Here is a 21042-nt window from a genome sequence, read left to right on the forward strand (position 1 = left end):
GCCGCACGGTAAGCGAAAATCGCCGATCGACAAAGAGAAAAGCCCGGCGGAGAGCCGGGCTCATTCGGTCACATTTTTGCGAACCGCCGGAAAACGAATTTCATTTGTGGATGCGGCGCCCGCCCCGTCCCCGCCATTCCACGGCCTTCTCGACATCCGTCTCGGAGGATGGGTCCGGCTTCGGTTTTCTAGCACCGACCCCACGCGCTGCCGTCCAGTTCGGCTTGAATGACGGCGGAAGCCACAACAGAATACCTGCAACCGCGGCAGGCAAGATGATCGCAAAACGCAGAATTGAAAGTACGATGCCGCAGATGCCGACGATCTGCGCGGCCCGGCGGACGCCGAAGCGTCTCAGGAACAAATGTCTTGCAATCACGCCGCCATCCAGATCGTAGGCGGGCAGGATGTTGAGAATGATAAGTGACACGTTCAACAATGCGCCAATCCAAAGCGTCCATTCCAGAGGACCGGCCGACCTTGACGGCAGCCACCCGAATGGCCTTTCGGGCACAACTGGGATGAGTTCTCCAAAAACCAGATAATAGGCCGCATCGAAAAACGCGGCGAGCGCGATGTTCGCCAGGGGACCCGCTATCGCAATCCGCGCCCAGGCAGGCGATGGCGCTGCGGCGCGTTTGAAACGCGTGAGCCCGCCGAAGAGATATAATTCTATCCTGTCGGTGGCGACGCCTTGTCGGCGTCCGATCCAGGCGTGTGCCAGTTCGTGCAGAAATATCGACGCAAACAGAAGCGCTGCAAAGATAGAGGTATGGATCAGTGCATCCTTGGGTCGGCTCGCCCACTCGTTCAGGAAGGGCAGCACAATGGGAATTGCGAAGGTCCAGCTGACGCGAACCGGGATATTCCGGTTCAGCTGAAACACAAGCGCATCGTTTTTTTCTGTCCCAGCCGATCCGCCGCAAAGGCACCCCCCAATCGCAGCGCGACGGTAAGCGAGAATCATCGCTCCACAAAGCGAAAAGCCCGACAATGAATCGGGCTTCTGCATTCAGGTCCTGCCGGCACTGCTCGGCTTGCCTGTGTGGAGAATCGGCAGGCAAGCAACGCTTAGCTGCGAGGATTGAGGTTCTCCGGGTCGTAGAGCGGCCTGTAGCCGACGGCGGCCACTTCGACCGGGTACTTCTCGCCGAAATATTCGACGCTCAGCTTGCGGCCCTCCTGGCAATACGCCCAGGGCAGGTAGGCGAGCGCGATGTTCTTGCCGAGGGTCGGACCATAGGCCACCGAAGTCGTGAAGGAGCGGCGGCCGAGCTCGTCGACGAGCGTCTCACCGGTTTGCGGGTCCATCACCGGCATCGTGCCGACCGGATAGCGGGGAACGCCATTGGAATCGGTATTGTCCGTCATGATAAGCGTGCAAAGCATGGCCGGCTGATGCACCCGGGCGCGATATTCCAGATGCTTTGCCTTGCCGCAGAAATCGGCCTCCTTGACTTTCGGACGGGCAAGGTCGGCTTCCAGCAGATTGTATTCGGTCAACAGGTCCGCATTCTGCAGGCGCAGGCTCTTCTCCATGCGGCGGCTGTTGGCATAGGTCTCGACGCCAAAGGCCATCACGCCGGTCGACCGCAGCGCGTCCCAGACAGCCAGACCGTCCTCGTAGCGCATATGCAGTTCCCAGCCTTGCTCGCCGACATAGGAGATGCGGAAGGCGGTCACGTCCTTGCCGGCGATCCTGACGGGCTTGATCGCGGCAAAGGGAAAATTCTCCGGCGTCAGCCCGTCGGGGTTTTCCACGCACTTGCTCAATGTCGCCCGCGCGTTCGGACCCCAGATGCCGACGGTCACATATCTCTCGGTCACATCGGTGACGCTAACGTCGAAGCCTTTGTCCTCTGCCGTCCGGCGCATGTACTGGAAGTCGCGCGGCCCGGCATCGGCGCCGTCGATGACGCGGCAGCGGCCGGCCATGCGGATGACGGTCAGGTCGGCGCGCACCATGCCTTCCTCGTCGAGGAAATGGGTATAGATGCCCTTGCCGATATTGCCGTCACCGCCGATTTTTGCCGCGCACAGCCATTCCATCAGCGCGACATGGTCCGGGCCTTCCACGTCGTACATGGCGAAATGCGACAGGTTGACGATGCCGCAATCCTCGCTCATCGCGAGATGCTCGGCGTTCGAGACGCGCCAGAAGTGGCGGTTATCCCATTCGTTTTGGCGCACCGGCACCCGGTTGCCGTATTTCTCGAGCAGATGCTCGTTGGCGGCGTAGCCATGGGCGCGCTCCCAGCCGCCGAGTTCCATGAAATAGCCGCCGAGTTCCTTCTCGCGCTCCCAGAAGGGCGAGCGGCGGACATTGCGAGCCTTGGAGAAGGGCTCGCGTGGATGGACCGCTGGGTTGTAGACCTTCATAGCGGTTTCGGTGCAGCGATCCCAGATGAACTGTTCTTTCGTCTGGTGCGGATAGAAACGCGAATAGTCGATGGCGTGGTGGTCGATCGCCGTGCGGCCGTCCGTCATCCAGTCGGCGATGAGCTTGCCCATGCCGGGGCCGTCCTTGACCCAAATCGCCACCGCATACCAGAGGCCCCTGACCTTCTGGCTTTCGCCCATCGAGGGGCCGCCGTCCGCCGTCACCTGCAATAGGCCGTTGAAGGAATGGCTCTCATTGTAGCCCAGCTCGCCCAGGATCGGCGTCAGTTCCATGGCGCGCTCGAGCGGCGCCAGGATCTGCTCCATGTCGAGATCGCGTTGCGACGGCGAAAGCCGCGCCTCGTTTTTCTCGAGAATATCGCGCGGATGGCAAAGGCGCGGATTGGTCTCTTCGTAATAACCCCATTCGATCTGCCCGCCTTCGGCGGTCTTGGGGTCGCCGGTATCGCGCATGTAAGCCGAGTTGCCCTGGTCGCGCAGCAGCGGCCAGCCGATCTCCTTGCCGGTGCCGGCGAACTCGGTGTACGGCCCGAAGAAGGTAAGCGGATGGTCGATCGGCATGACCGGCAGGTCCTCGCCCGCCATTTCCGCGATCAGCCGTCCCCAGATGCCGGTGCAGACCACGACATAGTCGGCCTCGATGGTGCCGCGGTCGGTCACCACGCCCTTGATGCGGCCGTTCTCGATGACGAGCGACCTGGCCGACGTATTGGCAAACGCCCTGAGTTTGCCGGAAGCTTCCGCCTGATCGACAAGCTTGCCGGCGACGGTCTGCGAGCGCGGGATGACGAGGCCGGCGTCGGGATCCCACAGGCCGCCCTGTACCATCTGTTCTTCGATCAGCGGGAATTTTTCCTTGATCTCGGCGGGATCGATCAGGCGGGCGCGTGTGCCGAAGGCCTTCGCCGAGGCGATCTTGCGCTTGATCTCCGCCATGCGGGCGCCGTCGCCGACGCGGGCGACCTCGAGGCCGCCGATGCGCGCGTAGTGACCCATCTTTTCGTAGAAATCGATGGAATAGAGCGTCGTCCAGCACGACAGGAAATCATGGCTGGTCGTGTAGCAGAAGTCGGAGGCATGCGCCGTCGAGCCGATATCCGTCGGGATGCCCGATTTGTCGATGCCGACAATATCGTCCCATCCGCGCTCGATCAGGTGATGGGCGACCGATGCGCCGACGATGCCGCCCAGCCCGACGATGACGACCTTCGCCTTTTCCGGAAACCCTGCCATTGCCCGCGACTCCAAGATGCTATTGCGAGCAGACTATAGGGCGGCGCGGCCCCGCGCTTGCAGCCTGTTTGCGACATCGCCAAAAAAGCCCGCGCCACCAGCCCGTCGAATGCAGTTAGACCTACGCCTTCGCCCTGCTCGGTACGAAGACGCTGCTAGAGCCCGTCCTGCGCAGCTTCGAAGAAAAATGCATACCTTCATCGCCGATTACCGGAAGCAAATAAAAGGCCGGGTGTTTGCCCGGCCTTCAAAAATCATGGCGTCGACTTTACTTGATGCGCGCGACGCCGCCCGAGATCTCGATCGTCTCCGAACCGGTCAGCGCCTCGAGGTCGCCATTCGGCAAGGTAACAAAACAGCCGCTCGGGCAAAATTCCACGGTTTCGCCAGCGGCCAGCGCCAGCTCGGTCTTGCCGCCGCCTTCCGTCACGATCAGCGTGCGGGTCTCGGCGTCCTTGTTGACCGCGCTGGCGGCATGGGCCGAACCGCCCACGGCCAGAAAAGCGACGGCGGCGACGAGAGACTTCCACATTTTGCAGTATCGGTGTTGCCACCGCCTCTGTTGCATTTCGCAAGGCATTCTCGCCGTTTGCAGGTGAGCTTATATGTAATGCAAGCTGAACGGCAACTGAATGCCGCATTCATGCCGCAATTGGTTTCCGAAGGCTTGAAGGCAAGCTCCAAACAGCTAGTCAGGATCGGGCTTCCGTACCTTGCGTCCCGACTTGGCGAGACGTTTCGCCTCGACTGCCGCTAGGGCTTTTGCTTGTTCCCGCTCGGCGAATTCGACTTCGATCTTGTCGTCGTCGATCGGCCACGCCTCGTGCTTTTTGGTCTCGACGACGGCGCGCGGTGTCGACGGAATTTCGATATGCTGGTCGGCGAACACATCGAAGATGGCAAAGCGGATGTCGTTCTGGACGATATTGCCACTAAGAACGTCTGCCAGGAATACGCGGATCTCGAATTCGAGCGCGGCCGGGCCGAAATTGGAAAACAGCACAAAGGGTTCCGGGTTCTTCAGCACCAGCGGATGGCTGCGTGCGATCTCCAACAGGACGCCATGCACGTGCTTGACGTCGCTGCCATAGGCAACGCCGACCTTGATGTCGACGCGGCCGAGCTTGTTGCGGTGCGTCCAGTTGCCGACCGCATTGTTGATCAGGTTTGAATTGGGCAGGATCACCGATTGCCGTTGGAACGTCTCGATCTCGGTGGCGCGCACGCTGATCTTCTTGACCGTGCCGCTGATGTCGCCGGCGACGATCCAGTCGCCGACCTTGAACGGCCGCTCGGCCAACAGGATCAGGCCCGACACGAAATTCGAGACGACATTCTGCAAGCCGAAACCGATGCCGAGGGACAAGGCGCCGGCGACCAGCGCGAGATTGGAGAGGTCGATACCGGCGGCCGAGATGCCGACCAGTGCCGCGACCGCGACACCGGCATAACCGACCGCCAGCCGGATCGAATTGCGCACGCCGGTGTCAACCCGGCCGCGCGCCATCACCGAGCCGTCGAGCCAGCCCTGGAACCAGCGCGTCAGGAAATAGCCAATGATGAAGACGACGACGCCGGTGAGAATGCCGGTGACCGAGATCGTCACCGAGCCGATGGTGAGGCCGGTCGCCAGCTTGTAGGCCCAGGCCTGGATGTCGCCGGGCTGGAAGCCCCACATCAACAGGATCAGCGGCAGGAACACCAGCACAATCATGATGTTGATGGCGGCGCTGACGACAAGCCCGAGCTGGTCGAGGGCGGTCTCTTCGTAGCTTGAATTGGCCGCTAGCCAGCGCCCGATCGAAGTTTTGGCGAAACCGCCTTCCTCGCCGATCGCTCGCGCCGACAGGAAGCCGATATAGGCGGTGACCAGGATGGTGCCGGTGACCACGACCTGCAGCGAGACGAAAATTGCAAGGCCGATATAGCCAAGCAGTGCCGATGCGATGGTGAATAGGCCTAGCGCGACGGCGGTGTAGCGCAGCCACGCCGGCCACGGGCGCCAGCTTCCGTCGGGGGCCTTGAACGGCTTCAGCAGGCCCATAAGGATCAGGATGATGCCGACGACAATGGTGGCGATGAAGCTTCTGGCGATGGTCAGCGACAGTGGCGAGCCCATCTTGTCGTTGACGACAGACAGGAAGTTGTTGCTGCCGATGACGACAGCCATGGCGGTCGTCAGCCGCACCAGCCAGCGCGCCGGGCCGGTTTCGACCGGGATCAAACGCCAGTTCGGCAGTCGGGGCTCGAGCGCTGCGTTGGTCAGGCGGTTGACGCAGAATACCACCGCGATAACGGCAACCAGCGAATTCAGGAAGATGCCGATGTCACCGCGTAAAACATTGTAATAATCGAAGAAGAAGATCGTCGAGACAAGGAAGGCGCCGACCGCCAGCGTCGGCAGCAACGTCGACCAGAACGCCACCGACAGGCGGCTGAGATAGGAGGGGTCCTCGACGGAGGGATCCGCTTCGAAGACGCGGCCGAACAGGCGTCGACCGCCGATAAAAAGCACTGCAGCGAATGCGAGCGCCATCAAAGTCGCGGCAAGAATGGCCTGGAACTTGAACTTGAAGGCGAAGCTCAGCCAGGACGACACCGCCTTATAGAAGCCGGAAAACTCAGCGTTGGCGTCGGAAAAGACTTCGGGGCTAAGCGCATCGGACAGCACGTAGCGTTTGGTAAGCACATTGCGGAACAGCTCGCTGCGCATGTTGCCGATCTTCTCGATCAGCCCACTGATGCGGATCGACAGGTTCTGCGCGCTGGCAATAACGGCGTTGATCTCGGCTTTTTCGGAAGCCAAGGCCTGGCGTTCACCGGTTACGATGTCTGGCTCGGCCGGCTGGCCCGCGGCCGGCGGAGGTCCCAGCATCTCAATCCGATCGTTGATATCGCCGAGACGCGAGCGGAACGCCAGCGCGCTGGTGAGCGCCGCCCGCGACAGATCCTCCAATTGCAGACGGATTTCCACGAGGGTGGCATCGTCTTGGCCGTCCTGCTGTATCTTCTTCTCGAGACCGTCGGTTTTGGCCGTCAGACTCTGGATGACCTTCTGCTGGTCGGCGATCAACCCGGCGGCGCCCTGCCCGAGTGCCTGCGCCATAGCAACGAGCGACGGCGGCGCCGAGACAACAAGCGCAAGAATCAAGACCAGGCGGAATAAACGAAAGAACATGATTTTTCTGGCGACTCGCGGGCGGCATCGGCAGTTTTGAAGCACGTCCTTGATAAAGAGGCTCATATCACGGGGCAAGTCATCCCAGGCGTCTCGTTTTTCGAAGTCCCGCCAATCGAAGTCGGCCAATCCAATCGAAGTCGGCCAAATCCAATCGAAGTCGGGGAGTCGAAAAGCGATGGCGCAATCTTGGCTTTGCGTTTGCAGCCTGCTCTATACTCTGCCGTAAAGCCTGAAATGGATGACAATAAGAATGGCGGAATATTCGGCCTTTTCGCTTCTCAAGAACGCGCTGACCGGAAACAAGGACTGGAGGCCGGCCTGGCGCAAGCCCGACCCGAAAGCGTCCTACGACGTGATCGTCATCGGCGGCGGCGGCCATGGCCTGTCGACCGCCTACTATCTCGCCAAGGAGCACGGCATCACAAATGTCGCGGTGCTCGAGAAGGGCTGGCTCGGCTCCGGCAATGTCGGCCGCAACACCACGGCGGTCCGTTCTAACTATCTCCTGCCGGCCAACACGCGTTTCTACGAACATTCGATGAAGCTGTGGGAGAACCTGGCCCATGACCTCAACTACAACGTCATGTTCTCGCAGCGCGGCTGCCTGAACCTCGCCCACACACCTGCTCAGCTCGACGACTATGCCCGGCGCGGAAACGCCATGCGCCATCTCGGCGTTGACGCCGAACTGATGACCACGGCCGAAATCGCGCGCCTGGTGCCGGCGCTCGACGTCTCGGCCACCGCGCGTTTCCCGATCGTCGGTGGCCTGATGCAGCGGCGCGCCGGCACCGCCCGCCACGACGCCGTCGCCTGGGGCTATGCGCGCGGCGCAGATCGCCGCGGCGTCGACATCATCGAAAATTGCGAGGTCACCGGCTTCCTGCGCGACGGCGACCGCATCATCGGCGTCACGACAACGCGCGGCGAAATCCGCGCAAAAAAGGTAGCGGTCGCGGTTGCCGGCAGCACCGGGCGGGTCATGCGGCTTGCCGGCATCGAGACGATGCCGATCGAGAGCCACGTGCTGCAGGCCTTCGTCACGGAATCGCTAAAACCGTTCATCGATACGGTCCTGACCTTCGGCATGGGCCATTTTTATATGTCGCAATCTGACAAGGGCGGGCTTGTCTATGGCGGCGATCTCGACGGCTACAACAGCTACGCCCAACGCGGCAGCCTGCCTATCGTCGATGAGGTGATGAGCGAGATGCTGGCGCTGTTCCCTGGGCTGGCCCGTGTCCGCATGCTGCGCTCATGGGGCGGCGTCTGCGACATGTCGATGGACGGCTCGCCAATCATCACCACCGGTCCGCTGCCGGGCATGTATCTCAACTGCGGCTGGTGCTATGGCGGCTTCAAGGCGACGCCGGCTTCCGGCTGGTGCTTTGCCTGGACCATTGCCAAGGACGAGCCGCACGGTCTCAACGCGGCCTTCACGCTCGACCGCTTCTACCGTGGCCTGGTGATCGACGACAAGGGCCAGGGCGCCACGCCCCGGCTGCATTAGGCCATGATCCCGAAAAGTGGAAACCGGTTTTCGGACAAGATCATGGTCAAACGAGAAGTTTAAGAGATCCATGCTCATCACCTGCCCCTATTGCGGCCCGCGCGACGTGATCGAATTCACCTATCAGGGCGACGGCAATCGCCAGCGCCCACAGCCCGCCTCGCAGAACCTCGACGCCTGGAACGCCTATGTCTACGACCGGCTTAACCCGGCCGGCGACCACAATGAGATCTGGCAGCATTCCGGCGGCTGCCGCGCCCATCTCAGGGTCGTGCGCAATACGCTGACGCACGAGATCTCCAGCACCGCGTTCGCGCGCGGCGACCACAACTCGGTTGCGCGGCACCGGGCCGAGGACAAGCCATGAGCCCGCGCCGTACAGAGGCCGGGGGGCGCATCGACCGGCTGCGGACCATCCGTTTCACCTTCGACGGCGCGCCTTATACCGGCCATGCCGGCGACACGCTGGCTTCGGCGCTGCTGGCCAACGGCGTCACCCTGTTTGGGCGTTCGTTCAAATATCACCGCCCGCGCGGCGTGCTGACCGCCGGCGTCGAGGAACCGAACGCGCTGGTCACAGTGTTGAGGGGCGAGGTTCGCGAGCCGAACATCCCCGCCACGATGGTCGAGATTTATGACGGGCTGGCCGCAATCAGCCAGAACCGCTTCCCTTCGCTTGCCTGGGACGTCAGTGCCGTGAACCAGCTCGGCGGCAAGCTTTTGTCGGCTGGCTTCTACTACAAGACCTTCATGGGACCGGTGATCGGTCCGCTGAAGGGCACTCGCTTCTGGATGTTCTGTGAGCATTTCATCCGCCGTGCCGCCGGCCTGGGCAAGGCAGGCACGGCTCCCGATACGGCGCGCTACGAACGCATGAACGCGTTTTGCGATGTGCTGGTAGTCGGCTCCGGCCCGGCGGGGCTGATGGCCGCCAGGGCGGCTGCCGATCAGGGTGCACGCGTCATCCTGGCCGAGCTCGAGCCGCATTTCGGCGGCTCGGCCAATTGGTCGCGCGAGACGATCGATGGCATGCCGGCCGCCGACTGGGCAGCGCGCGCCGCCGGTCAGCTTGAAGGCCGTGACAATATCCGCCTTTTGCCGCGCACTACTGTCTGGGGTTATTATGACGGCAACACGCTTGCCGCGCTCGAACGTGTCACCGACCACAAGGAAAAGGCCGGCAAGGGCGAGCCGCGCCATCGCTATTGGACGATCCGCGCCAAGTCGGTGGTGCTGGCCACCGGCTCCCTGGAGCGTCCGCTGGTCTTTCCGGGCAACGATCGGCCAGGCGTGATGCTGGCGCATGCTGCCGAGCGTTTTGCCAATGAATATGGCGTGCTGCCGGGCGACAGGGTCGCGCTGTTCACCAACAATGACAGCGCCTATCGCTCCGCGCTTGCGCTGAAGAAGGCCGGCGCCGTCGTCGTCGCCATCGTCGACGTGCGCCCAGAACTTTCGAGCGAAATGCGCAAGCTGGCCGGCGAAGCGGAGGCCGAGATCCTTTCTGGCCACGCGGTAATCGCCACCGAGGGCGGCAAGGCGCTTTCCGGCTTCAAGGTGCAGCGCTTCGACATGGTCAACGGCGCGCTTTCCGGCGAAGCGCGCAGCATCCACGCCGATTGCCTGCTGATGTCGGGCGGATGGTCGCCGACCATTCATCTGGCCAGCCAGGCCGGCGCGAGAGCGGAATGGAACGAAGCATTGCAAGCGTTCCTGCCGCCCAAGCCGACGACGCGGCAATGGATCGGCGCCGGCGCCTTCACCGGCAGTTTCTCCACCGCCGAGGCGATCGCCGAAGGCCGCGCCGCCGGCCTTTCCGCAGCGGGCGCAACCGCCACGCCGGCGGCCTTGCCTGCCGTCGAGGCAGCACCTGGCGATCCCGATCCGGCGCCGGTGCTCGAGATCAAGGCCAAGGGAAAGAGTTTCGTCGACTTCCAGCATGACGTGACGGCGGATGACGTGCGGCTGGCGCATCGCGAAGGCTTCGTCTCGGTCGAGCATCTGAAGCGCTACACCACGCTCGGCATGGCAACCGACCAGGGCAAGAGCTCCAACATACCCGGCCTCGCCATCATGGCCGAGGCGCTCGGCAAGCCGATCCCAGAGGTCGGCACGACGCGCTTTCGCCCGCCCTTTTCGGCGGTGTCGATCGGCTCGCTAGCCGCCGAACGCTTCGGCGATCTGAAGCCCGAGCGGCTGACGCCGATGCATGACTGGCACGTCGCCAACGGCGCCACCATGTATTCGGCCGGCCTGTGGTATCGGCCGATGATCTACGGCCATCCCGGCGAGACGATCGAGCAGGCCTATGTGCGCGAAGCGAGAGCCACGCGCGAGAGCGCCGGCATCGTCGATGTCTCGACACTGGGCAAGATCGCTGTGCAAGGCCCCGACGCGGCGGAATTCCTCGACCGCGTCTACACCAACGTGTTTTCGACGCTGGCCGTCGGCAAGGCGCGTTATGGGCTGATGCTGCGCGAGGACGGTCTCGCCTTTGACGACGGCACCACATGGCGGCTCGGCGAGCAGGATTTCCTGATGACCACCACCACCGCCAATGCCGGCAAGGTGATGCAGCATCTGGAATATTTCCTCGACGTGATCTGGCCGGAGCTGAAAGTCCACGTCGCCTCGGTCACCGACCAATGGGCCGGTGCCGCCATCGGTGGGCCGAAGGCAAGGCAGATACTGGCTGCTTGCGTCAGCGGCACCGCCGTCGACAATGCCGCCCTGCCCTTCATGGGCATCGTCCACGGCGAAATCGCCGGCGTGCCGGTGATGATCTGCCGGCTGTCCTTCTCCGGCGAAATGGCCTTCGAGGTCTATTCCGGCGCCGGCTACGGCACCCATGTTTGGGAGGCGCTGGTCGAAGCCGGCAAGCCGTTCGGGCTGGTGACCTACGGGCTGGAGGCGCTGGGCACCATGCGCATCGAGAAAGGCCACGTCACCGGTGCCGAGATCGACGGCCGTACCACGGCACGCGACCTGCATCTCGACTGGATGCTGTCGAAGAAGAAGTCGTTCATCGGCTCGGCGATGATGGATCGCGAGGGGCTGATCGCACCCGACCGCCTGGAACTCGTCGGTATTGTTTCGCTCGACAACCAGCCGCTCAATGGGGGCGCACATATCGTGGAGGAGCTTGACGAAGCCAATCCACACGGCTCGCTTGGCCACATCACCGCCTGCTGCTATTCGCCGGCGCTCGGCAAATATATCGCGCTTGCCCTGGTCAAGGGCGGCAAGGCGCGGCGCGGCTCGCGTGCCTACGTTTCCGATCCGTTGCGCAACCGGTTCGGGCCGGTCGAGATCGTCTCCAACCATTTCTTCGATCCGGACGGGAGCCGCATGCATGGTTGAACGCCAATCACCGCTTGAGCCGGTGCTGCATCCGGGCTCGCATGGCAATTTCGAGCATGGTGTCGAAATCATCCTCTCCGAAACCAGGCCGGGTTCGATCCTGCAGCTCGCCGCCTGGCCCGGCGAGGAGAAGACGTTGATGGCCGGCATCCATGCGGTCACCGGCCTGGCTTTGCCCGACGGCGCCGGTGGCGGTGTGACGAACGGCGCCAGGTCGGTGTTCGGCTTTGCGCCGGGAAAGTTCACTGTGGTCGATGAAGCCGAGGGATTGGCGCCGGCCTTTGCCGATGTCGTCACTTCGGCCATCGGTACGGTGACCGACCTTTCGCACGGCCGCACCGCGATCCGTATCGCCGGGCCGAAGGCCGAGTGGGTGCTGGCGAAATTCTTCGCAATCGACTTCGCGCTGCCGGCCTTCCCGATCGGCGCCGGCCGCTCGACCATGCATCACGACATCTTCGCGCAAATCCAGCGCACCGGCGCCGATCAGTTCGACATCTATGTGTTCCGCTCGTTTGCCCGCTCGTTCTGGAAAGCGCTCTGCCATGCGAGCGAGGAAGTCGGCTACGAAGTGCAGTAGAGCCGGACGGCGCTTCACGTCACTCCGCGAACGTCACCCACTCTTCCAGCGGCGCGCGGTCGGTGCGGAAGGCATTTTCGGGCTTGGACGTATCCTCATGGCCGAGCGCCATGCCGCAGACGACGATCTCCTCGTCGGGAATGTTGAGCACCGGCCTGATCTGCCGGTGATAGGGCGCGAAGGCGGCTTGCGGACAGGTGTGCAGGCCCCTGCCCCGCGCGGCGACCATGATGTTTTGCAGGAACATGCCGTAGTCGATCCACGACCCCTTGTTCAGCCGCCGGTCGACGGTGAAGATCATGCCGACAGGCGCATCGAAGAAGACGAAGTTGCGGTCGTGCTGCGCACGCATCCTGTCGACCTCGCGCCGGCCGATGCCGAGCACGCCGTAGAGGCCGAAGCCGTTGGCGCGCCGTCGCGTCAGATAGGGTTCGAAGAACTGGTCGGGATAGTAGCGGTACTCGTCCCACTCGGCCTTTTCGGCGCGGATGCCCGAGCTGAGGATGGCGTCGGTGATGCGCTGCTTGACCTCGCCCTTGGTCACATAGACCTTCCAGGGTTGCATATTGGTGCCTGAGGGCGCGCGCGCGGAAACGGCGAGAATATCGCGGATGGTCTCGTCGTCAACCATATCGGGCAAGAAGGCGCGTACCGACCGCCGCGAGGTGATCGCGTCATCGACGATCGCCGCCGCAATCCGGGAGTTGTTTTCCAGCATGGGCCGTCCTTTTGCGTATGATCCCGAACCCGATTTTCCGGAAGGATCATGCGCCGACTAGAAGTGATGGAGCATCCTTGCGCGTCTTTTTGAACGCCCGATAGCCTACCCGCCTCGACCGGACGCCCCACTCGCCGCTCGTGCGCCGAGCCTTTGCCCGAACCGTCAAAATGGCGCAAGTAAATCTTGTGATTTCGTGAAAATCCTCTTGATTTTTTCATGAACCCGCCATCAAATGAAATTTGCTGGGAATTTTTCACCAAGACAGGGATGGCTTTGCCCTCAACCGCCGCCAGATCGGAACAGGACAGCGGCGAACGGCTGCTGGCCGGCGACATTCGCGCGTTGCGCAAGGCGCGCGGCCTGACGCTTGCCGAAATCGCACTGAAGCTCGGCCGTTCCGTCGGCTGGGTCAGCCAGGTCGAGCGCGGTCTGTCGGTCCCGTCGCTCGGCGATCTCAGGGCCTTCGCCGAATTGTTCGGCGTGCCGGTCAGCCTGTTCTTCAGCCATGACGTACCTGTCGAGACCGAGCGCGGCGTGGTCGTGCGCGCCGGCAACCGGCGCACGCTTGGCACAAGCGATTCCGGCCTGGTGGAGGAGCTTCTGTCGCCCGATCTCGGCGGTAGCTTCGAGATGCTGCGTTCGGTCTTCGCCCCGGGTGCCGAGCTGCAGACCGAGTCGCGCCGGCCGACCGAGGAAGCCGGCTACGTCGCTTCCGGCAGTTTCGACATCGAAATTGCCGGCGTCTGGCACCGGCTTGGCGAAGGCGATTCCTTCCGCTTCGACGGCAAGCCGTTCCGCTGGCGCAATCCTGGAGCGGAACCGGCTGTGGTGATCTGGGTGGTTTCGCCGCCCGTCTATTGAACGAATGCATGTCGCCCAAAAGTGCGTGGCGGTTTTGGGACAACGACATGCATCAAAACAAATAGTCGGAGAAGAACATGGCCGGTTTGCCGACCACGGCACGCGTGGTGATCATCGGAGGCGGTGCCGTCGGCGCCTCCTCGCTCTATCATCTCGCCAAAGCGGGCTGGACCGACTGCGTGCTTCTGGAGAAGAACGAGCTGACTTCCGGCTCGACCTGGCATGCCGCCGGCAACGTGCCGACTTTCTCCTCGTCATGGTCGCTGATGAACATGCAGCGATATTCGACCGAACTCTATCGCCGGCTGGCCGACGAGGTCGGCTATCCCATGAACTACCACGTCACCGGCTCGCTCAGGCTGGCCCATAGCGCGGAGCGCATGCAGGAATTCCAGCGCGCCAAGGGCATGGGCCGCTACCAGGGCATGGATATCGACGTGGTCGGGCTCGACGAGATCAAGCGCCGTTACCCCTTCATCGAGACGCATGAGCTGGAAGGCGCGCTCTACGATCCGAATGATGGCGATATCGATCCAGCGCAATTGACCCAGGCACTGGCCAAGGGCGCGCGTGACATGGGCGCGAAGATCATCCGCTTCTGTCCGGTCACCGGCGTGCGCCGCGACAACGACGAGTGGGTGGTCGAGACAACGCAAGGCGAGATCCGCTGCGAGATCGTCGTCAACGCCGCCGGCTACCGCGCCGCCGAGGTCGGCAGGATGTTCGGCCGCGAGGTGCCGATGATGGTGATGAGCCATCAATACATCCTGTTTGAGGAAATCCCCGAACTGGCCGCATGGTCGAAGGAGCAGGGCAAGAAGCTGCCGCTGCTGCGCGACGTCGATACGTCCTACTATCTGCGCCAGGAAAAGAACGGCATGAACCTCGGCCCCTATGAGCGCAATTGCCGCGCCCATTGGGTCGGCCACAACGATCCGATGCCCGACGACTTTTCCTTCCAGCTGTTTCCCGACGATCTCGACCGGCTGGAACATTACCTGGCCGATGCTGCCGCCCGCGTGCCGATCCTCGGCACCGCCGGCCTGTCCAAGGTCATCAACGGGCCGATCCCCTATGCGCCGGACGGCAACCCGCTGATCGGCCCGATGCCCGGCGTGCCCAACGCCTTCGAGGCCTGCGTCTTTACCTTCGGCATCGCCCAGGGCGGCGGCGCCGGCAAGGTGCTGGCCGAATGGGTGACCGAGGGCCAGACCGAATGGGATATGTGGTCCTGCGATCCGCGCCGTTTCACCGCCTTTGCCTCGGCCCCGGATTATTGCGTCGCCAAGGGCATGGAGATCTACGGCAACGAATATGCCATCCAGTTCCCGCGCCATGCCTGGCCGGCCGGGCGCGACCGCAAGCTGTCGCCGCTCCACGACCGCATCAAGGCACTCGGCGCCCGGTTCGACGCTTATAATGGCTGGGAACGCGCCACCTGGTATGCGAAGCCAGGCGACGACATCTCCGAAGAATCCACGCTGACTTTCCGACGCGACGGGCCGTGGCAGCATCGTGTGCGCGAGGAATGCCTCGCCGTCCGCGATGCCGCCGGCATTCTGGACCTGCCGGGGTTTTCCCGTTTCAATCTCGACGGTCCGGGTGCCGCCGAATGGCTGAGCCTCCAGGTGACAGGCCTGGTGCCGAAACCCGGCCGCATCGGCCTCGTCTATTTTGCCGACGACAAGGGCCGCATCGTCACCGAAATGTCGGTGGTCCGCCACGACGAGAACCTGATGACGCTGATCACCGCCGCGGTGGCTCAGTGGCATGATTTCGAATGGCTGAAATCGCGCATCCCGAAGGACGCCACTTTCAAGCTGGTCGACCGGACGGAGGAATACTCCACCCAGATCCTCGCCGGCCCCAACTCGCGAAAAATCCTCGCCGAACTCTGCGCGGCCGACCTCACCCTGCCTTGGCTGACGCATCAGGAAACCAGTATCGCCGGACGTTGGGCAAAGCTGGTGCGCGTGTCCTTCGCGGGCGAGCTCGGCTGGGAAATCCACAGCAAGGTCGACGATACCGCAGCCATCTTCGACGCCGTCTGGGAGGCCGGGAAGAGGCATAGACTAAAACCGTTCGGCATGTACGCACTGGATTCGCTGCGGCTCGAAAAAGGTTACCGCACCTGGAAGGGCGACCTGTCGACCGACTATTCGATCCTGCAGGGCGGGCTGGACCGCTTCGTCAGATGGGATAAGCCCGACTTCCGCGGCAAGGCGGCGCTGCAGAACGAGAAGCAGCAGGGCGTAAAGAAACGCTTCGTCACGCTGGTCGTCGAAAACCCCGGCGACTGCGATGCGCCCACCATGTCGACGCTGTGGCATGACGGCCGGATCGTCGGCGAGACGACATCCGGCGGCTGGGGTCATCGCATCGACAGGTCGATCGCGCTCGGCATGCTGCGCGCCGACCTCACCGAGCCGGGAACCGCTGTCGAGGTCGAGATCTTCGGCGAACGTTTTCGGGCGGTCGTGCAGAGGGATGAGCCGTTATGGGATCCAAAGAACGAGAGGCTCAGAGCATGAAGACTGTTATCCTTACCGATGGTGGCATGGGCCAGGAGCTGGTCCGCCGCAGCAGTTCCGAGCCGACGCCGCTGTGGTCGGCCAGGGTGCTGATCGACGAACCGGATCTGGTGCGCGACCTGCATGCGGAATTCATCCGCGCCGGCGCCCGCGTCATCACCATCAACACCTATTCGGCCACGCCGGAGCGGCTGGCACGCGAAGGCGCGGAAGAGCTGTTCAAGCCGCTGCAGAAGCGCGGCATCGAACTGGCAAGGCAAGCCCGCGACCAGGCCGGCGACGCGGCGATTGCCGGCTGCCTGTCGCCGCTGTTCGGCAGCTATGCGCCGGCGCTGACGATATCCTTCCAGGATACGCTCGACATCTATCGCCGTATCGTTGCCGAGCAGGCGGACGGCGTCGATCTGTTTCTGTGCGAAACCATGGCGTCGGCCGAAGAGGCGCGCGCCGCCGTCACCGCGGCGTCGGAAAGCGGCAAGCCCGTATGGGTGTCGTGGACGCTTGCCGACCACGGCACGCCGCGCCTGCGCAGCGGCGAAGCCATTGCGGCGGCGTCGGGCGCTCTTGCCGGCCTGCCCGTCGCGGCCCGGCTGATCAATTGCTGCCGGCCCGAAGCGATCGCTGCAGCGCTGCCCGAACTGATCGCTCTCGGCGGTCCGGTCGGCGCTTATGCCAACGGCTTCACCTCGATTGAGGCGCTCAAGCATGGCGGTACGGTGGAAGTGCTGCACGCCCGCCACGACCTCGATCCGGATGCCTATGCCGGCCAGGCGGTCGATTGGGTCGAGGCCGGCGCCGGCATCGTCGGCGGCTGCTGCGAAGTCGGACCGGCCCACATCGCCGCGCTGCGCGACCGGCTCGAACAGGCCGGTTATGAAATTTCGGGAGCAGCATAATGCCCAGGCCATCATCGCGCATTTCCGGCATCGTGCCTTCGGGCAAGGATGGCTGGGAGGTTCATTCCGCTGCCTGGGCGCGCAAGCAGGCCGGCGAGGACATCATCATGCTGTCGGTCGGCGACCATGATTTCGACACGCCGAGCGAGACGATCGAAGCCTGCGTGACGGCGGTTCGCGCCAGCAATCACCACTACACCCCGCTTGCCGGCGTTCCGCGCCTGCGCAAGGCGATGGCGGCGGCCTCGACGCGGTGCACCGGGGTTGCGACAAATCCCGACCAGGTCATCGCCACCCCGGGCGGGCAGGCCGCGCTTTACGCGGCCATACAAGCGGTTCTCGACCAGGGCGACCATGCCATCGTCGTCGCGCCCTATTACGCCACCTATCCCAACACCTTCAGTGCGGCGGGCGCCGAGTTCAGCGTCGTCGAGACCCCCGCCGAGGATGGCTTTCAGCCGCGCGCCGCCGACATTCGCGCCGCCCTTCGGCCGAACACCCGCGCCATCCTGATCAACACGCCGAACAATCCCACGGGCGCCGTCTATTCGCGCGAGCGCCTGGAAGAGCTGGCGCAGATCTGCCGCGAACATGACCTCTGGCTGCTGTCGGACGAGGTCTACTGGACGCTGGGCGGCGGCGAGCACGTCTCACCACGCTCGCTGCCCGGCATGGCGGAACGCACGCTGGTCATCAATTCGATGTCCAAGAGCCACGGCATGACCGGCTGGCGCATGGGCTGGCTGACCGGGCCGGAACCGATGGTCTCGCTGCTGACCGACCTCAATCTGGTGATGACCTACGGCCTGCCGGCCTTCATCAGCCTCGCCTGCGCCGAGGCGCTCGAAAATGGCTACGGCGTCAAGGAAATCGCCGAGCGCTACGCCGCGAGGCGCACCGTCGTCCTCGATGCCATGCGCGGTATGAACAACATCACCGTGCGCGGCTCCGAAGGCGGCATGTACGTCATGCTCGACATATCGGCGATCGAGCCGGACGACGAAAAATTCGCCTGGGCCTTCCTCGACCAGGAAAATGTCGGCGTCATGCCCGGCTCAAGCTTCGGCGAGGCCGCCGCCGGCCACATCCGCTTCAGCCTCTGCCAGCCTGAGCCGGTGCTGATGGAGGCTGCCACGCGCCTGCGCCGCTTCGCCTCCAGCTATGGTCGCGAGGCCGCATGAACGCCCCGCCCACCAAAACCATTCCGACGAAGGCCATTCCTCCCAAAGCGCGGGCGGTCATCATCGGTGGCGGCGTCTCCGGCTGCTCGGTCGCCTATCATCTGGCCAAGCTCGGCTGGACCGATATCGTGCTGCTCGAGCGCAAGCAGCTGACGTCGGGCACGACATGGCACGCCGCCGGCCTGATCGGCCAGCTGCGCGGCTCGCAGAACATGACGCGGCTGGCGAAATACTCGGCCGACCTCTACGTCAAGCTGGAGGCCGAGACCGATGTCGGCACCGGCATGCGCCAGGTCGGCTCGATCACGGTGGCGCTTACCGAGGAGCGCAAGCACGAGATCTATCGGCAGGCGTCTCTCGCCCGCGCCTTCGATGTCGATGTGCGCGAGATTTCGCCTAGTGAGGTCAAGCAGATGTACCCGCATCTCAATGTGTCAGATGTGGTCGGCGCCGTGCACCTGCCGCTCGACGGCCAGTGCGATCCGGCCAATATCGCCATGGCGTTGGCCAAGGGCGCGCGCCAGCGCGGTGCGACGATCGTCGAGAACGTCAAGGTGACCAAGGTGCATACCAGGGCCGGCCGCGTCACCGGCGTTTCCTGGGTGCAGGGCGACGAGCAAGGCCTGATCGAGACCGATATCGTCGTCAACTGCGCCGGCATGTGGGCACGCGAACTTGGCGCCCGGAACGGCGTCACCATCCCGTTGCACGCCTGCGAACATTTCTATCTCGTCACGGAACCGATCCCCGGCCTTTCCCGCTCGCCGGTGCTGCGCGTGCCGGACGAGTGCGCCTACTACAAGGAAGATGCCGGCAAGATGATGCTCGGCGCGTTCGAGCCGGTGGCCAAGCCCTGGGGCATGAACGGCATAAGCGAGGATTTCTGCTTCGACCAGTTGCCGCAGGACATGGACCATTTCGAGCCGATCCTGGAAATGGGCGTCAACCGCATGCCGATGCTGGCCACCGCCGGCATCCACACCTTCTTCAACGGCCCCGAGAGTTTTACCCCCGACGATCGCTATTATCTCGGCGAGGCGCCGGAGCTTTCCGGCTACTGGATGGCGACCGGCTACAATTCGATCGGCATCGTCTCCTCCGGCGGCGCCGGCATGGCGCTGGCGCAATGGATCAATGACGGCGAGGCGCCCTTCGATCTCTGGGAGGTCGACATCCGCCGCGCCCAGCCGTTCCAGAAGAACCGCCGCTATCTCAAGGAGCGCGTCTCCGAAACGCTCGGCCTGCTCTATGCCGATCATTTTCCGTACCGGCAGATGGCAACCTCGCGAAACGTCCGCCGCTCGCCGCTGCACGAACATCTGAAGGCGCGCGGCGCGGTGTTCGGCGAGGTCGCCGGCTGGGAGCGCGCCAACTGGTTTGCGCGGGAGGGCCAGGAGCGCGAATACCGCTATTCCTGGAAACGGCAGAACTGGTTCGACAACCAGCGCGAGGAGCATCTGGCGGTCCGAAACGGCGTCGGCCTGTTCGACATGACCTCGTTCGGCAAGATCCGCGTCGAGGGCCGCGACGCCTGCGCCTTCCTGCAAAGGCTCTGCGCCAACGACATGGACGTGACGCCGGGCAAGATCGTCTACACCCAGATGCTCAACCAGCGCGGCGGCATCGAGAGCGACCTCACCGTCTCGCGATTGTCCGAAACCGCCTTCTTGCTCGTCGTGCCCGGCGCCACGCTGCAACGCGACCTGGCCTGGCTGAGAAAACATCTTGCCGACGAGTTCGTCGTCATCACCGATGTGACCGCTGCCGAAGCGGTGCTTTGCCTGATGGGCCCGGATTCGAGGAAGCTGATCCAAAAGGTCAGCCCGAATGATTTCTCCAATAACAACAACCCGTTCGGCACGTTTCAGGAGATCGAGATCGGCATGGGCCTGGCCCGCGCCCACCGCGTCACCTATGTCGGCGAGCTCGGTTGGGAGCTTTATGTCTCGACCGATCAGGCTGCCCATGTCTTCGAGGCCATCGCGGAAGCCGGCACCGACGCCGGCCTGAAGCTATGCGGCCTGCATACGCTGGATTCCTGCCGCATCGAAAAGGCCTTCAGGCATTTCGGCCACGACATCACCGACGAAGACAATGTGCTGGAGGCCGGCCTCGGCTTTGCCGTGAAGACGGCCAAGGGAGACTTCCTCGGCCGCGATGCGGTGCTGAAGAAGAAAGAAACCGGCCTGTCACGCCGGCTGGTGCAGTTCCGCCTGAACGACACCGAGCCGCTGCTCTTCCACAATGAGGTGATCCTGCGCGACGGCAAGATCGTTGGTCCGATCACCTCGGGCAATTACGGTCATCATCTCGGCGGCGCAATCGGGCTTGGCTACGTGCCTTGCAAGGGCGAGAGCGAGGCGGATGTCCTGTCGTCGTCCTACGAGATCGAGATCGCCGGCGAGCGCTTTGCCGCCGAGGCCTCGCTCAAGCCGATGTACGATCCAAAATCGGAACGGGTGCGGATGTAACCCTTGTCCTTCTGCCCTTGTGAGGGCTTTGCATGAAGGGTGTGCTTAACCTGATTGGCCTACTGGGCGTCTTTTGAAGGCGTCTAAGGCCTCGCCCTGTCGCCCTGGCGCGACCGG

The 21042-nt window shown here is 63.5% G+C and carries 14 protein-coding genes; 9 read left to right on the forward strand and 5 right to left on the reverse strand.

Going from position 1 to position 21042, the window contains the following annotated elements:
- Window positions 1-100: 100 nt before the first annotated feature.
- From NKH30_RS11060 to NKH30_RS11075, 4 genes are all read right to left on the reverse strand, one after another.
- Window positions 101-1012: a site-2 protease family protein gene (locus tag NKH30_RS11060; protein ID WP_352995391.1), complete on the reverse strand. Its 912-nt coding sequence runs from the start codon at window positions 1010-1012 to the stop codon at window positions 101-103.
- A 59-nt stretch (window positions 1013-1071) separates the two neighbouring features.
- Window positions 1072-3633 carry a GcvT family protein gene (locus NKH30_RS11065; protein WP_352995394.1) on the reverse strand — a complete coding sequence of 854 codons (2562 nt, stop codon included), beginning with the start codon at window positions 3631-3633 and terminating at the stop codon, window positions 1072-1074.
- 268 nt (window positions 3634-3901) lie between these two features.
- The gene (locus NKH30_RS11070; protein WP_352452117.1) at window positions 3902-4165 is read right to left on the reverse strand and encodes a hypothetical protein; all 264 of its coding nucleotides are present in this window, start codon (window positions 4163-4165) and stop codon (window positions 3902-3904) included.
- A 156-nt stretch (window positions 4166-4321) separates the two neighbouring features.
- Window positions 4322-6811 carry a mechanosensitive ion channel family protein gene (locus NKH30_RS11075; RefSeq protein WP_352500963.1) on the reverse strand — a complete coding sequence of 830 codons (2490 nt, stop codon included), beginning with the start codon at window positions 6809-6811 and terminating at the stop codon, window positions 4322-4324.
- A 253-nt stretch (window positions 6812-7064) separates the two neighbouring features.
- Between NKH30_RS11075 and NKH30_RS11080 the strand changes: the two genes are divergently transcribed.
- The 4 genes from NKH30_RS11080 to NKH30_RS11095 all read left to right on the forward strand — a co-directional run bounded on the left by NKH30_RS11080 (window position 7065) and on the right by NKH30_RS11095 (window position 12264).
- Entirely contained in the window at window positions 7065-8324 is a 1260-nt protein-coding gene (locus NKH30_RS11080; protein ID WP_352500964.1) for a sarcosine oxidase subunit beta, read from the forward strand.
- Between the two features lie 70 nt (window positions 8325-8394).
- Window positions 8395-8691 (forward strand): sarcosine oxidase subunit delta, encoded by a 297-nt coding sequence (locus NKH30_RS11085; RefSeq protein WP_023676536.1) that lies wholly within the window; start codon window positions 8395-8397, stop codon window positions 8689-8691.
- Window positions 8688-11684, forward strand: coding sequence for a sarcosine oxidase subunit alpha (locus NKH30_RS11090; RefSeq protein ID WP_352995397.1), 2997 nt, complete (start codon window positions 8688-8690; stop codon window positions 11682-11684). The genes NKH30_RS11085 and NKH30_RS11090 overlap by 4 nt, the downstream gene beginning before the upstream one ends.
- On the forward strand, window positions 11677-12264 hold the full coding sequence (locus NKH30_RS11095; protein ID WP_352452120.1) for a sarcosine oxidase subunit gamma: 588 nt from the start codon (window positions 11677-11679) through the stop codon (window positions 12262-12264). The genes NKH30_RS11090 and NKH30_RS11095 overlap by 8 nt, the downstream gene beginning before the upstream one ends.
- Before the next feature lie 19 nt (window positions 12265-12283).
- Here NKH30_RS11095 and NKH30_RS11100 read toward each other — a convergent pair whose 3' ends face one another.
- Window positions 12284-12982 carry a nitroreductase gene (locus NKH30_RS11100; protein ID WP_352500967.1) on the reverse strand — a complete coding sequence of 233 codons (699 nt, stop codon included), beginning with the start codon at window positions 12980-12982 and terminating at the stop codon, window positions 12284-12286.
- A 270-nt stretch (window positions 12983-13252) separates the two neighbouring features.
- On the opposite strand from NKH30_RS11100, the gene NKH30_RS11105 reads away from it, so the two are divergent.
- The 5 genes from NKH30_RS11105 to NKH30_RS11125 all read left to right on the forward strand — a co-directional run bounded on the left by NKH30_RS11105 (window position 13253) and on the right by NKH30_RS11125 (window position 20925).
- Window positions 13253-13846 carry a helix-turn-helix domain-containing protein gene (locus NKH30_RS11105; RefSeq protein WP_352500968.1) on the forward strand — a complete coding sequence of 198 codons (594 nt, stop codon included), beginning with the start codon at window positions 13253-13255 and terminating at the stop codon, window positions 13844-13846.
- Window positions 13847-13923: 77 nt separating this feature from the next.
- A complete protein-coding gene (locus NKH30_RS11110) occupies window positions 13924-16377 on the forward strand; it encodes a GcvT family protein (protein WP_352995400.1) in 2454 nt (817 codons plus the stop codon).
- The gene (locus tag NKH30_RS11115) at window positions 16374-17273 is read left to right on the forward strand and encodes a homocysteine S-methyltransferase family protein (RefSeq protein ID WP_352500970.1); all 900 of its coding nucleotides are present in this window, start codon (window positions 16374-16376) and stop codon (window positions 17271-17273) included. The genes NKH30_RS11110 and NKH30_RS11115 overlap by 4 nt, the downstream gene beginning before the upstream one ends.
- Entirely contained in the window at window positions 17273-18454 is a 1182-nt protein-coding gene (locus NKH30_RS11120; protein WP_352500971.1) for a pyridoxal phosphate-dependent aminotransferase, read from the forward strand. The genes NKH30_RS11115 and NKH30_RS11120 overlap by 1 nt, the downstream gene beginning before the upstream one ends.
- Window positions 18451-20925: a GcvT family protein gene (locus NKH30_RS11125; protein WP_352995403.1), complete on the forward strand. Its 2475-nt coding sequence runs from the start codon at window positions 18451-18453 to the stop codon at window positions 20923-20925. The genes NKH30_RS11120 and NKH30_RS11125 overlap by 4 nt, the downstream gene beginning before the upstream one ends.
- The last annotated feature ends 117 nt before the right edge of the window (window positions 20926-21042 follow it).

This window comes from Mesorhizobium sp. M1273 (assembly GCF_040318195.1).
Classification (GTDB): Bacteria; Pseudomonadota; Alphaproteobacteria; order Rhizobiales; family Rhizobiaceae; genus Mesorhizobium.